The organism is Algibacter lectus (assembly GCF_900112395.1).
In the GTDB taxonomy this organism is placed as follows: Bacteria; Bacteroidota; Bacteroidia; order Flavobacteriales; family Flavobacteriaceae; genus Algibacter; species Algibacter lectus.
This window is the reverse complement of the sequence record NZ_FOLN01000001.1, coordinates 552,231-567,398: the sequence shown is the minus strand read 5'-3', so window position 1 is coordinate 567,398 and position 15,168 is coordinate 552,231. Positions and strand designations below refer to the sequence as shown.

The following is a 15,168-nucleotide window of genomic DNA, read 5'->3' as shown; positions in this document are numbered from 1 at the left end:
GTTCTATGGTAATTTGAAATAGGAAAACAATTAGTCACGCTTTACAAAAGCGCGCCAGGTTCTGCGATTATAGATGTGGCACGAGTGGGTAAATAATTCCGAAGCTTCTGCTAATTTCCATAAAAGATTAATTGCCAGATTAAAAGCAGCAAAAACAAAAAAACAAGCAAAAACAATAGTAACACAAATGCACAATAAGCACTTAAAGAAAACACATTAATTTTTTGAATAATTATGGATGAATTACATTTATGGGTAGGTATATTTAGTGGTACAGAAGAAGAATTTCACCAACTATTCGATCTAACCTCCTTTTATAATAGCCAAGAAGGAGAAGACTTCGAACGTTGTGGGTTTTGCAAATATTTGAATAAAAACTCTTATGATAATGATTTCATTGGGCATGTTTATATTGAAAATGATTTACAAAAACTACTAGATGGACTCCCTAGTGATCAATTAACAAAAGATGTATTAAAATATTGCAAAAATAATAAGCTAACTAATCCTAATGCAATGTTATATTATGGAGATGAATGGTTAGATGGCGATTCTTTAGCTAAAGAATTTGAAGGTTTAAAATATATAGGAACTTTTGATTGGGAATAAAGATTTAATAAAAATATAAGACATTGCAACTGCGGTGGTTTTTTTATTGCGATAAATATAAATACACAAAAACACCAACAGTAAAAACCCCTCGCGCGGCATATCCGTAACTCTGGCGCACTTCTGTGAAGTGTGTCTGTTTTTTTTTAGTATTTGCAATGCAATTTATTATATTTAAACAATGTCTTAGAGATATAAAGTTATAGATAGTACTGTTCCAACATTTGTGACAATAACAATAATTGATTGGGTAGATTTATTTATTCGACCAATCTATTTTAAACCCCTTCGGTTAAAGTACATGCTCTATGGTAATTTGAAATAGAAAAACAATTAGTCACGCTTTACAAAAGCGCGCCAGGTTCTGTGATTATAGATGTGGCACGAGTGGGGGATAAGAAATTCGGTCATTTATTTGATCCGCCTTTATAATAAATATTGAAATGGAAAACTATATAAAAATACAACCCGAAGTAATTTCTGGTCTTGGTGAAAAAACTACGTTTAAAGAGTTTGAACCTCCCTTTAAGACAATTTTAAATTTACATATCGATCTTGAAGATTGGCTTGGTGATGATTTAATGGAATGTTATCCGGCATTTATTATTACTGAAAAATTAAAAAAAGGATTAGAAATTAGTGATTTTTCAGGATTTAAATTTTCAGAAATGGAGGTTTCTAAAGCAGAATATTTTGAAGATAATTATCAATTAGAAAAACCTGTACCCATCTTTTTTTGGCTACAAGTTATCGGACAAGAATTTGCAGATGATATTTTACTTAATGATAAGAAGGAACTTTATCTTAAACCTAAATTACTTAAATATTTACAAGGAAAATTTAATGTAAATTATTTACAAGTAGAACCGCAAAGGAATGAGTTTGATGACTTATTGGACAACATGTTATTAGAAAGCTAGTTGATAGAAAAATCGCACCGCTAACGCGAGAATCTTTCTGTTGAGAAAAAGAGCATAGTAATTAGAATCCTCACTAGTGCTAGTTCGTAACAAGTACCATCCCAATAAAGTTTCACTTAAAAAATTTAAACAATAAAAGCTATCTATTCATTTAGGTAGCTTTTTGTATTTTTAAATTATGCGTAGAAAGTATAAATTTCATAATCCAACAGCGGCATGTTTTGTTTCGTTTGCAACAGTATATTGGTTAGATACAGAGTAATACATCGTTTAAGTTTTCTGTAAAAACGGAATAGATTAAAAGAATAATGTTGATTTAAAGTATTCCGTTGGAAGTAAAAACACGATTTTGGTTAGTTATTTCTTGTCTTAAAAAAGACAAATTAGCTTAATCTATAAAAAGTTATATCTTCATGGAGTTAACGGGTTTATATTAACTAATTTATTTAGAGCATACGTTTGTTGTTAGGGCAGAACAATAATATAAGTTTTAAAACAGACAGTAAATATCGAAAACCTCCTACAATACTAAAAAGTGATAATTGGATGTATAATTATTTTTTTTTAATCAACCATTTATTTAAATAAACAATACCTTAGTTCCTGCTTATATTTTAAATAAATGAAAAATATTAATTTAAATAATTATTTTATTCTATTTGCTTTATTGATTATTACTGGTTGTAAAAACGAGGAGTCATTAAAGCACAAAATTGGTTTTTCTCAATGTATTAGTAAGGATGATTGGAGAAAAGCTATGGATCATGAAATGGAAGTTGAAGCTTCATTATATGAGGACATTGATTTAACAATTTTTCAGGGCAATGAAAATGTAGAACTTCAAAAATCCCAAATTGAATTCATGATAGATAATGAGTTTGATGTTATAATCGTTTCCCCGTTAAGACCAGAACCATTGGTTTCTGTAATTGAAAAAGCTTATGATAAAGGGATTCCGGTTATTATTATGGATCGAAAAATTAATTCACAAAAATTTACAGCTTTCATTGGAGCCAATAATCTCGATGTAGGGCGTAATGCTGCTAATTATATAGCTTCTTTAAATGAAAAACCATCCAAAATTCTTGAAATTAGAGGAAGTGATAATTCTTCACCTGTTATCGAGAGACATTTAGGGTTTCATGAAATTATATATAATGAACCCAATAGTAAGGTTGAGTATAGAATTAATGATGAAGATATTGAACAAAGGGTACCTCAAATTTTAGATTCGCTACATGTTAAACCTATTAATTTTGTGTATGCTTTTAATGATGATATTGCGTATAGAACCTGGAAAATTGCAAAATCTAAAGGCCTTGAAGAGTCTATTAAGTTTATTGGTGTAGATGGCTTAAATGGTGCAAATAATGGAATTCAATTAGTGCAAAATGGTATACTAGCTGCAACTATATTATATCCAACGGGTGGAGACGAAGCTATAAAAATAGCTATGAAGATTTTACGAAAAGAAAACGTTTCTAAAAACAACATATTAAACACCACGGTAATTGATTATAGAAATGCTGAGATTATGAAAAATCAGTATGATAAAATTAATAAGCATCAAAATGAAATAGAAGAACAACAAGAAAAAATAACACAGCAGGAAGAAACATATTCAACTCAAAAAAACATACTAAAAGTGCTTTTAGGATTGTTAATTACAAGTTTACTTTTAGCTATCTACAGTGTATATTCAGCAAATAATATTAAAAAGAAAAAGCGTGAGTTAGAAATTCAAAATAAAAAAATAACGACGCAGCGTAATCAAATCAAGAAATTTGCCGAAGAAGTAAAGGTTAGTAACGATGCTAAAACGAATTTCTTTACAGGATTATCGCATGAATTTAAAACACCAATAACACTTATTTTATCTTCAATTGAATCTTTAAGTGAAGATAATGCCATTAAGGATAATAAACTTTTAAGGGAAGTTGGTTTAATTTACAATAACTCTAAACGATTATTAAGGTTAATAAATCAACTTCTAGATTTTAGAAAAATTGAAGACCGAAAATTTATATTAAAAGCCTCGGAAACTAATATTTATGAGTTTTCAACCGGAATTTTTAAAGATTTTGAACGTGAAGCACAAAAAAGAAATATCGAATTCTTAATTAACACCAACGATGAAAATTTAAAAATTTATATAGATAGAAATTTAATGGATAAAGTCTACTTCAATTTACTATCCAATGCCTTTAAGTTTACACCAAATAATGGTAGTGTACATATTAATATTTTAAATGAAGTTGATAGCAATTTTGTGAAAATCAATTTTAAGGATAGCGGAATTGGAATACCTAAAAAAGATCTAGATAATGTTTTTCAAGCCTTCTTTCAGGCATCCAACAACAATAAAGTAAGTTCTGGTATTGGTTTACATTTATCAAAAGAGTTTGTGGAAATGCATAAAGGCACCATAGATGTATCAAGCAAACATGGTACAGAATTTACCCTAACACTTTACAAAGGAAATGCGCATTTAAGTTCTGATGAGATTATTTACGAACCCGATTTAATAGATAATTCTGTATTAAATTTTAATACAGATTTTGAAGAAAACGAGTTTGTTGAGGTTGGTGTAGTTCGTGATGAAGAGCATTACTCTATTCTTATCATTGAAGATAATTCAGATTTAATTAAATATTTAAGAAATAAATTGATTGGCGAATATGACGTACATGTCTCCGATGGAACTGATGGTATTGAAAAAGCTTATGAAATAGTGCCCGACATTATTATTTGCGATATTAATTTACCAGATAAAACAGGTTTTGAAATATGCGAAATTTTAAAGAAGGACTTAAGAACTTCTCATATTCCAACAATTATGCTAACTGCTTTAAATAATAAAGAATCTTATTTAAAAGGTTTGGAATCGGGCGCAGATTTATATTTAACCAAGCCGTTTAGTTTTGCTGTTCTTCAGCAATCCATAAAAACCATGATTTATAATAGGGAAAAACTTCGTTATTATTTTATAAACAACATTCACAAAATAAATACGGATAATAGTTTCGGCTCAATAGAACAGGATTTTTTATCTAAAATAAATGAAATAATAAACGAGAATTTAGATAATTCTAAATTTTCGGTTGAAAACTTAGCTACTGCTCTAAACATATCCAGAGTACAACTATACCGAAAAACCAAAGCTATTTTAGGTGTTTCAATTAGCGATTATATTCAAAATATACGCTTAGAAAAGGCAAAAACACTTTTGAAAGAAACCAAATTAACAATCTCTGAGATTGCATATGCTACTGGCTTTTCTTCTCCTAATTACTTTTCTACTAGTTTTAAGAACAAGTTTGATAATTCACCTAAAGCATACAGAGCGTCTTAAGCCTGCCTTTACTTTATGTTTTCTTTAGTTACCAATTCTTGTTTTGCTAAAATAAGGGGTGTTTTTTTACGAACACTATTTTTTTAGTGGTAGTTATTAATGGTATTCTTATTTTGGGGTGGGTTTTTTTATTGAATTCGCATGTTAATAACGTATAATAAGGTATCAATTTTGAAATAATGGTGTAACAATTTTAGAGATTAGTTTTTTATAATTTAAAAATAATAGGGCTTAATCTTTTTAAAATCAGGTGGTTATGTTGTATTTAAGTTCAGCTGAACAATTTCAATATATATTGATACATATGTAACACATCAAAAAAGGCTTTCAGTGTAACTTGCAAACACTAAAACTAACTAAACACCACCACATGAATAAGAAGATACTAATATGGTCTGTTACAGCTGCCTTAGCTGGCTTCCTTTTTGGATTTGATACAGTAGTTATCTCGGGCGCAGAAAAGCGACTACAATTATTATGGGGGTCTTCAGATATGTTCCATGGTGTTGTAGTAATAGGTATGGCACTTTGGGGAACTGTAATTGGAGCCTTTTTTGGAGGCATTCCTACAAATAAATTAGGACGTAAAAATACTTTAGTATGGATAGGTGTTTTATATACAATATCTGCTATAGGTTCTGCCTTAGCTAACGATCCTATAATTTTTGCTGTTTTTAGATTTATAGGTGGTTTAGGTGTTGGAGCATCTACAATTGCAGCCCCAGCCTACATATCAGAAATAGCTCCCGCTAAAGACCGCGGCAAATTGGTTGGCTTATATCAATTTAATATAGTTTTTGGTATTCTTGTCGCTTTCCTATCTAACTACCTGCTAAATAATATAGGAGAAAACGCTTGGAGATGGATGGTAGGTGTAGAGGCTATTCCTGCGGCTATATATACACTTTTTGTATTAACGGTTCCTAAAAGCCCAAGGTGGTTGCTAACTAAATTAAGAAATGCCGAAGCAGTAAATGTTCTTAAAATGATTAATCCAGATCAAGACCCAGAAAAGTTGATGATGGAGATTAAGGATGAAATGGAAAATACTGTTCCAAATGAAAACATTTTTTTAAAGAAATATAGATTCCCATTAACCCTCGCATTTTTAATAGCCTTTTTTAATCAATTATCAGGAATTAACGCATTGCTTTATTATGCACCTAGAATATTGGCAGAGGCAGGTTTAGAGGAAAGTTCAGCCCTTTTAAGTAGTATAGGCGTAGGTGTAACCAACTTGCTATTTACACTTTTGGGTATTTATTTAATTGATAGATTAGGACGTAAGCAACTTATGTATATATGTTCTTTTGGTTATATTATTTCATTAAGTTTGGTTTCAGCTGCTTTCTTTTTTAGTTGGGAAGGTAGTGCAATGCCCATATTTTTGTTCATGTTTATAGCGGCACATGCTATTGGTCAAGGCACAGTAATATGGGTATTTATTTCTGAAATTTTCCCTAATCATTTAAGAAGCTCTGGTCAATCATTTGGTAGCTCGGTGCATTGGGTATTAGCCGCTATAGTTCCGTCTTTAGTTCCTGTGTTATTCTCTACAATTGGGGCGGGTATGGTTTTTCTATTCTTTGCAATTATGATGGGGTGCCAGTTGCTATTTGTAATTTTTATGATGCCGGAAACCAAAGGAGTAAGCTTAGAAGAATTGAGTAAAAAACTAATTAAGTAAGATGTATAATATGAAAACAGTAAGAAAAGCAAATCTAGTTTTAATGTTTCTGGTTTTAACCTTCATTATTGGATGTAAAGGTAAAAGTGAAACCAATCAAAATGTTGATGAATTAATCATTGAAAACTATTCAGAAGAAGATCTTTATCGCCCTAATTTTCATTTTACTCCAAAAAAAGCTTGGATGAATGATCCTAACGGCATGTTCTATTATAATGGTTATTACCACTTATACTTTCAGTACCACCCAGATAGTAATGTTTGGGGACCAATGCATTGGGGGCACGCAATAAGTACAGATATGATTTCATGGACGGAACAGCCCATAGCTATTTACCCAGATGAACTAGGTACTATTTTTTCTGGGAGCGCCGTGGTGGATATTAGCAACAGTTCTGGTTTGGGAGAAGTAAGTAAAGCAATACCAATTGTAGCTATATATACCAGTTCAAAAAAGTTAGAGGGAAATGATAACTGGAAGCAAACTCAAAGTGTTGCATTTAGCAATGACGAAGGCAAAACCTTTACTAAATATGAAAACAATCCGGTTATAGATAACGATAAAATAAAAGATTTTAGAGACCCAAAAGTAACTTGGGATGATGACAGAAATAAATGGATAATGTCTCTTGCTGCTGGCGATAAAATTATGTTTTACGAATCTAAAAACTTGAAAGACTGGAATTTACTTTCAGAATTTGGACAAGGTATTGGTGGTCATGGTGGTGTGTGGGAATGTCCAGACTTATTTAAACTACCTGTTATTGGAACCAATGAATCTAAATGGGTGCTTTTTGTAAGTATTAATCCTGGTGGGCCAAATGGAGGTAGTGCTACCCAATATTTCATTGGAGATTTTGATGGAACTACATTTACCATGGACAAACAATTTGAAACAGCACTAAATGAAAAACATGACTATTGGATAGATTTTGGTAGAGATAATTATGCAGGGGTAACATGGTCTAATGCTACAAGAAAAAACGGTGGTAAACTTATGCTAGGGTGGATGTCTAATTGGGATTACGCTCAAAAAGTACCAACCGAAAATTGGAGAAGTGCTATGACTATAGCTAGAGAAGTACAACTTCAAAAAAACGAAAATGGCTATAGATTAATATCAAACCCTGTAAAAGAGCTAGCTAACTATAGAGGCAGAAAATATAAAAAAGAAAATATTGTCATTAAAGATGATACAAAAATTATAGATGCTGAATCCATTGATTTGGCTAAAACAGAAATTCAATTTAATATTTCAAACTTACAAGAAACTAAATACACATTTAAACTTTCTAACCATAATGGAGAGGAATTGTTATTTGGTTATGATAACATTAAAAAAGAGTTTTTTATAAATCGAAAAAATTCAGGAAATACTAGCTTTTCTGAAAAATTCGCTAATAAAATTACTTTGGCAGGAAGAACTTCTACTAATGATAATTTATCAGGAACCATTTTATTAGATAAAACTTCAATTGAGTTATTTTATGATAATGGTGAAACCGTAATGACAGAAATTTTCTTTCCAAACACACCATATACTAAATTAAGTATTGAAAGCAAAAATCAAGAATTTATTCTAGATAACATTGAAGTGCATGAATTAAACTTTAACTAAACCAAGTATTAACTAAATTAAATTATGATGAAATTAAAACAACTATTTTTTACTCCCGTATTTGCTTTAATGAGCTTATGGGTACAAGCGCAGGTTACAGGTACTGTGACCTCGCTGGAAGATGGTATGCCTATGCCAGGTGTATCTATAATTGTAAGTGGTACAACTCAAGGTGCGGCCACAGATTTTGATGGAAACTATGTTTTGGACAATATTGATTCAAATGCAACATTAGTTTTTAGTTACGTTGGGTATAAAACTCAAGAAATTCAAATTAACGGGCGTTCTGTAATTAATGTAGTGCTTACAGAAGATGCAGCTTCACTAGACGAAATTATTGTTACCGGATATGCAAGAGAAAGAAAGGTAGACGTAACAGGGGCTATTACCGTTGTAGAACTTGGGCCTACGGAGGGTGTAAGTATGAGTTCTGGTAGTGCTGTTCAGGGGTTGCAAGGTAGAGTTCCGGGGGTGTTTATAGAAAAATCTGGAGATCCTACAGGAGCTAGTAGTAATATTTTAATTCGTGGTGCTACAACACTAGGTAATAATAACCCTTTATTTGTTATTGATGGAGTTCCAACAGTTAGGCAAGATGTGTTTTCTAGTATTAATCCTAGTGCTATAGAGTCTGTTCAAGTGCTAAAGGATGCCTCGGCATCTTCTCTTTATGGTGCTCGTGCTGGTAATGGGGTAATTATTGTTACTACTAAAAACAGTTCAAAAGCTGCTGGTGGTGAAAAATTTAAAGTAAGCATTAACTCAAATATTTCGGTGCTTTCTGAGAAGAAACAACGTTATGATATGCTTAATGCGCAGCAAAGAGGGCAAGCATTATGGCAAGCTTCGGTAAATGATGGCTCAGACCCAAATAGTGGTTATGGTGAAATTTACAACTTTGACTGGAATGGCGATTTTAACAACCCTGTTCTAAATGGAGTAACTGTACAACCATTTGTAGGAGGTGATACTAGCGTACCTGCTGGCGATACAGATTGGCAAGATGAAACTTATAAAACGGGTTATGTTTATAACAATGAAATATCTGTTTCTGGTGGTACTGATAATTCTTTTCACTTACTTAATATTGGACATTTAAGAAATACAGGGATTCTGAAATATACAGGTTATGAAAGAATTTCTGCAAAATTAAATTCTAATTTTCATTTATTTGATAATAGATTAAGAGTAGGTGTTAATACACAAATATTCACGTCTGATGAAACCTTGGCTTCTACAGATGTTGGTAGTGCGCCAACACCAGGTTTAGCGATTACTTTAGCTCCAACTTTACCAGTTTATGATGCTAATGGCGATTTTGCTGGTCCTATAGGTTCTGGGTATTCAGATAGAAATAACCCTGTTTTAATGCAATATTTAAACCGTTGGGATAATACCGATAGAACAACTTTCTTTGGTAATATATGGGGTGAATTCGATATCATTGAAAACTTAACTTTTAGAACAAGTTTAGGTCTAGATTATAGCGATTTTAACAGAAGAGATATTGAGACTAAAGTTAATAACGGATTTATTACAAGAGGTAATAATAGGCTAATACATGGCAATAGTAAATTCACAAGTTTAGTGTTTACAAATACATTAAGCTACCAATTAGAGCTTAACGAAAAACATAAAATTGGTGTTCTATTAGGAACTGAATCTATATCTGATGATTCTCAAAACTTTACAGCTCAAGCAGATGGTTTTGCAGTTGAAAATGAATCTTTCTTTCAGTTAGATGCTGCAACTGGAGCGAGAACCAATACAGGTTCTTCTACAGGAAGTCGTTTGCTATCTCAGTTCGGAAAAATTAATTATGGTTATGAGGATAGGTATTTAGCATCTTTTACCTTACGTCGTGATGGGTCTTCTAGATTTGGTGCAGAAAATAGATATGGTATTTTTCCAGCTGCAACAGTAGGTTGGAGAATTAGTAATGAAGAGTTTTGGAATGATAATGAAATTGTAAACTCATTAAAGTTTAGAGCAGGATATGGAGAAGTAGGAAACCAAACTATTGGAGATGTAGCACGTTTTGGATTATTTGAATCTAGATATGGTGCAAATCAATTACAAGCAACAGGAGATGATTTCTTTTTTAATACCTTTTATAATGTAGGTACTGCTTACGATTTAAATGGAAATAATACAGGTAATTTACCTTCTGGATTTGTTTCTATTCAAGCTGCAAATGCTGGTTTAAAATGGGAGACTACAAAGGAGATTAACCTTGGTTTAGATTTTACATTATTTAATAATAATGTTGTTGGGTCTTTTGATTATTTCACAAGAGAAACTTCAGATATTTTAACGATACCACCAATTGCATCAGCAGTAGGTGAAGGTCAATTAAGAACTTTAAACGGTGCAACTACTCAAGTAAAAGGTTGGGAATTGTCTTTAGGATATTCTAAAACATTAGATAATGGTTTATCATTTACAGTTGCTACCAACTTTGGAGCATTTAAAGATGAGATTACCGAATTACCAGCAGAAGTAGTTTCTGCATTCCCTGGAACAGTTGATAATTCTATAATTGGTCATTCGCAATTTTCAATTTATGGATATAAATCAGACGGATTATTTCAAAGTCAAGCCGATGTAGATAATAGCCCAACACAAGTTCCAGCAGGAAGACCAGGAGGAATTAAATTTAAGGATTTAGATGGTAATGGAAGCGTAGGTGTAGAGGATAGAGATTTCCTTGGAACTACTTTGCCAGACCTAGAGTATGGTATTAGAATTGATATGGCATATAAAGATTTCGACGTGTCATTATTTGGTTCTGGTGTAGCAGGAAGAATTGGTCAAGATCCTTATATTTTCTGGAATAATTTTGTGCAAGGTAGAGAAAACGCAGGTCTTGGTGTGTTAGATGCATGGTCGCCAACCAATACAGGTTCAAGTATTCCTTCTTTAACATTAGCAAATAACGATACAAGAACTTCTGATTATTTATTTAGAAACAACTCTTATTTTAAATTAAGAAACCTTCAATTTGGATATTCTCTTCCTGAAGAATTAGCAAATAAATTAGGAGGAATGACTAGCTGCAGAGTTTACTTCCAAGGAGAGAATTTATTTTGGATTACTCCAAGTGATTATATAGGTGCCGATCCGGAGCGTACGGATGTGAATAGAATTCCAGTACCTACAACGCTTTCATTAGGACTTAATATTAACTTTTAAAAAATGCGAAACATGAAAAAATATATAAAAACAATATGTACAGGAATTATGGCAACATTGGTGTTGTTTGCTTGTTCCGATGATTTTTTAGAATACGAACCAGAAGGTGTTTTATCTAATGAAAATGTAGCAACTGCCGAAAATGCCGAAGCCTTAGTGGTGGCAGCATATGCTGGAATTGCTAATGATGATATGGTTGGGCCATTAACTAGTATGTGGGTGTATGGTAGTGTACGTTCAGATGATGCATATAAAGGCGGCGGTGGTCGTGGAGATGTAGATGTTGTAGATAGATACGAGCAATATAACTTAACTATTGCTGATGACCCGTTAGATTGGATGGCTCCAAGAACGTGGACAAACTATTACGCTGCTATTTCAAGAGCTAATTTTGCTTTAGATGTAATCAATCAGATTCCAGATGCCGATTATTCAGATAAAACTATTAGACAAGCAGAACTTAGGTTTTTAAGAGCGCATTCGCATTTTGTTTTAAAAACATTGTTTAAAAAAGTCCCTTACATAACAGAGGGTTTAACGCAAGAAGAAATTTTAGAAATTGATAACCGTTTGGATAATGATGCTTTATGGAATACTATAGCAGACGATTTCTTATTTGCATATAATAATTTACCTCAATCACAGGATCAGGTAGGTAGAGCAGACAAAAATGCAGCTGCGGCATATTTAGCTAAATTACGCTTGTATCAAGCTTACGAGCAAAATGATACACACCAAGTTACTAATATTAACATGTCTCGTTTACAAGAAGTTGTAGATTATGCAGATGATGTTACTGGTGCTTTAGAGGCAGATTACGGTAATAATTATTTGGATGGTTTTGATAATGGTTTAGAATCTATTTGGGCAGCACAATTTTCAATAAACGATGGTACAACCGTTGGTAGAGTTAGTTTTGTAACAGGATTAAACTCACCGCACGGAACAGGTTTATATGGATGTTGTGGTTTTCACTTAGCAAGTCATAATATGGTAAATGCGTTTAAAACAGATGCATCAGGGTTGCCATTATTAGATACATTTAATGATAGTAATATATTTGATGTAGTTGATGGTAATGGAGAAACTCCTTTAGCTTCAGGAATTACTTTGGATCCAAGAATTGATCATACTGTTGGAATACCTGGTCGTCCATTTAAATATCGAAATACAGTTAATGAGGCTGGTGATATGATTTATAATTTTAGTTGGGCTAGAGATCCAGGCGTGTATGGCTATTTTGGAAACATGAAGGAGCAACAAGCTCCAGATTGCTCATGTTATGTTAAAGAAGGGCCATTTGTAGGAACTTCTAAAAACATTGAGTTTATTAGATATGCCGATGTCCTTTTGTTTAAGGCAGAAGCTTTAATACAAATGAATCAAGTAGATGATGGCATTGGATTAATTAATGAAGTTAGACGACGTGCAGCAGCAAGTACACAACGACAGTTAGATGCAGGAGCATCTGATATTTATAACATTGGTGAGTATCCAATGGGAATGTCTAAAGAAGAAGGTCTTAAAGCCTTAATGTTTGAAAGACGTTTAGAGTTTGGTATGGAAGGACCAAGATTTTTCGACTTAGTACGTTGGGGAATTGCTGAGCCTGTACTTAACGCTTATTTAGATGTTGAAAAAACTAGAAAAGATTTTCTTTCTAGCGCAAAATTTACGGCAGGAAGAGATGAATACTATCCTATTCCTCAAAGAGAAATTGATTTCACCGGAGGTTTATATGAGCAAAACCCTGGGTATTAATTAAAGTATTTATTTAGTAGTTTGAGTTAGTTTTTAAATTCCAGAAGAGCCTCGTATTTTTTAGGTTCTTCTGGAATTATTTAGTATGTCTTGTTCTGAAACGGCTAGAGGTTAAAATAGGTTTTACGCTGCTATTTTGCGTGAACCATGCTAACAAAGGTTTGATTGAGAAAGAATTCATCTTTTAAGATGTCGTTTAGACGTTACTCATGGAATGTTCGTAATAATGATTTTTTTGTCATATTAGTGTTAATCTTTTTTCCTTTTAAGAATTTGAGTATATACATTGCTATAATATTGTATTCCTTTTTCAGAATGATGTAAGTGTCCTTCTAATATATATACTATTACTCAAATCTTAGCTTACTATTTTTATGGAATACATATCTATGATCAAGACTAATTAACAAAAAAAATTAACGGTTTGATAAGCAAACTGTCGATTACGCCATTAAAAAAGTATTTAATAGAAGAGAGAAGTATTAATAAAGATTTCTTTACTAAAGAAACCTGTAGATTTAATCTTGATTCTTTCAATGACCTCTGAAACAGCAGTGTTTTATCTGGTAATTTTTATTATTCTAAGGAATTAGTATAATCGTTATAGCAATTTAATAGAATTCGATTTAAATTGATCCTATTTGTAGTTAAGTTAAAAAAAGCACCAAATGTTTAGCAAAATAAAAAAAGCCAAGAATAAAATTCTTGGCTTTCCCTTTGTTTACCTGTAGCGAGAATGGGGCACGATCCCATGACCTCAGAGTTATGAATTTTCGTACAAGAAAATCTCATAAAACTAAATAATTGATTATCAATTATTTAAAAACTACCATATTTTAAATCGTGTTCCAAAACGTGTTCAGTTTTGTGTTCACTATTATTAGTAATATTTTGAACAATAAAATTAGATTTTAAGATTTAAATAGACAAGGTTTTTTGTGTTTTTTTTACTTTAAATTTTAGAGTTGAAGCTATCGTGTAAGAAAGTAATAAGTCTTTTTTACTACTTGATATCTATCATAAAATGACAAAGACGCATAATGTAAACTATATTATATATAATTGTTAAAAAAATGATAATTCTTTGATATTGAAGCTTTTTTATTGAAAACAAACATCTAAATGCAATGCGTGCATCGTATATTTATGACAAGAAAAAGAAATGCACCATGAAAACATTAAAAGAATTAAAAAGCAGATTAGAGAAACTTAATTTTGGAAGATTATTAAATTCTGAAAAGAGTAAAAAAAATGAACCAAGAACTTTAATTACAGCATCAACTTTTGATGATGAAGATTTGTTTATGTTTATCTAAAATATAGCTTTCTGACTGTTTATTAAAAAATGCTGATTTAGTTCGGCGGGAAGTTTTATGTTTATTTTTTAATAACATTTTAATCTTCAAGTTTTTCAGAATCTAAAATTGAGTTTTCTTCCCATAAAAATACCTTCAAAATAGTGTCTAACGCTAGGGGACTGTTCAAAATCCGCAAGGATTTCCTTAAGTAGGCTAGAACTAGCAATAAATTATAGTGTTTGAGAAATTTTGGGCCAGTCATAAAAGGTTTTTTCTTATCCCTCGAAACATCAATAATTCCATCCATTTTTTTGAGCCGGCTAAACATTGTTCCAATAATTTTCCCCTTTCTTTTCCTTTAAATTGTCCAGAACCCCAAAAGTAATTAATAACCATAAAATTCTTTCCGATTAATGGAAGCCAAGAATCTTCTAGCGGCACATATTCAAAAAATAGTTTTCCTCTAACATCTACTTTTTGAAAATTATAGCCATTTTTAAATACTTTTGATATCTGCTTTTGCATTTCTTGTCACTTATCTCACAACAAATATGTTCATCTTGAATATTCTTTTCAGTAAGTTTTAGAATTTCCATCTTTTCTGTTTTATCAAAAGTAAAATAGACAAGCTTATTTTCCTATGATAATTATCAATTATCAATGAATGTCGAATTTTTTTAAACATCCTGTTTTTTTACAAAAAGTGGAATTTAAAAAAACTAAGCATGTTT

At 31.7% G+C, this 15,168-nt stretch carries 9 protein-coding genes; 8 read left to right on the top strand and 1 reads right to left on the bottom strand.

The window, feature by feature from the left end; genetic code table 11:
- The first annotated feature begins 234 nt into the window (after window positions 1-234).
- The 8 genes from BM246_RS01965 to BM246_RS19900 all read left to right on the top strand — a co-directional run bounded on the left by BM246_RS01965 (window position 235) and on the right by BM246_RS19900 (window position 14,455).
- A complete protein-coding gene (locus BM246_RS01965) occupies window positions 235-609 on the top strand; it encodes an immunity 22 family protein (RefSeq protein ID WP_042507082.1) in 375 nt (124 codons plus the stop codon).
- A 443-nt stretch (window positions 610-1,052) separates the two neighbouring features.
- Window positions 1,053-1,529, top strand: a complete 477-nt coding sequence (locus tag BM246_RS01960; RefSeq protein ID WP_052415424.1) for a hypothetical protein — start codon at window positions 1,053-1,055, stop codon at window positions 1,527-1,529.
- 622 nt (window positions 1,530-2,151) lie between these two features.
- The gene (locus BM246_RS01955) at window positions 2,152-4,881 is read left to right on the top strand and encodes a hybrid sensor histidine kinase/response regulator transcription factor (RefSeq protein ID WP_074935566.1); all 2,730 of its coding nucleotides are present in this window, start codon (window positions 2,152-2,154) and stop codon (window positions 4,879-4,881) included.
- A 370-nt stretch (window positions 4,882-5,251) separates the two neighbouring features.
- Window positions 5,252-6,568, top strand: coding sequence for a sugar porter family MFS transporter (locus BM246_RS01950; RefSeq protein WP_074935565.1), 1,317 nt, complete (start codon window positions 5,252-5,254; stop codon window positions 6,566-6,568).
- Between the two features lie 10 nt (window positions 6,569-6,578).
- Window positions 6,579-8,186, top strand: coding sequence for a glycoside hydrolase family 32 protein (locus BM246_RS01945; RefSeq protein WP_074935759.1), 1,608 nt, complete (start codon window positions 6,579-6,581; stop codon window positions 8,184-8,186).
- Window positions 8,187-8,210: 24 nt separating this feature from the next.
- Entirely contained in the window at window positions 8,211-11,378 is a 3,168-nt protein-coding gene (locus BM246_RS01940) for a SusC/RagA family TonB-linked outer membrane protein (protein ID WP_231961800.1), read from the top strand.
- 12 nt (window positions 11,379-11,390) lie between these two features.
- Complete coding sequence (locus BM246_RS01935; protein WP_042505373.1) at window positions 11,391-13,139, top strand: RagB/SusD family nutrient uptake outer membrane protein; 1,749 nt, start codon at window positions 11,391-11,393, stop codon at window positions 13,137-13,139.
- Between the two features lie 1,169 nt (window positions 13,140-14,308).
- Complete coding sequence (locus tag BM246_RS19900; RefSeq protein ID WP_175489765.1) at window positions 14,309-14,455, top strand: hypothetical protein; 147 nt, start codon at window positions 14,309-14,311, stop codon at window positions 14,453-14,455.
- Between the two features lie 240 nt (window positions 14,456-14,695).
- Here BM246_RS19900 and BM246_RS01925 read toward each other — a convergent pair whose 3' ends face one another.
- A complete protein-coding gene (locus BM246_RS01925; RefSeq protein ID WP_074935562.1) occupies window positions 14,696-14,962 on the bottom strand; it encodes a hypothetical protein in 267 nt (88 codons plus the stop codon).
- Window positions 14,963-15,168 lie beyond the last annotated feature (206 nt).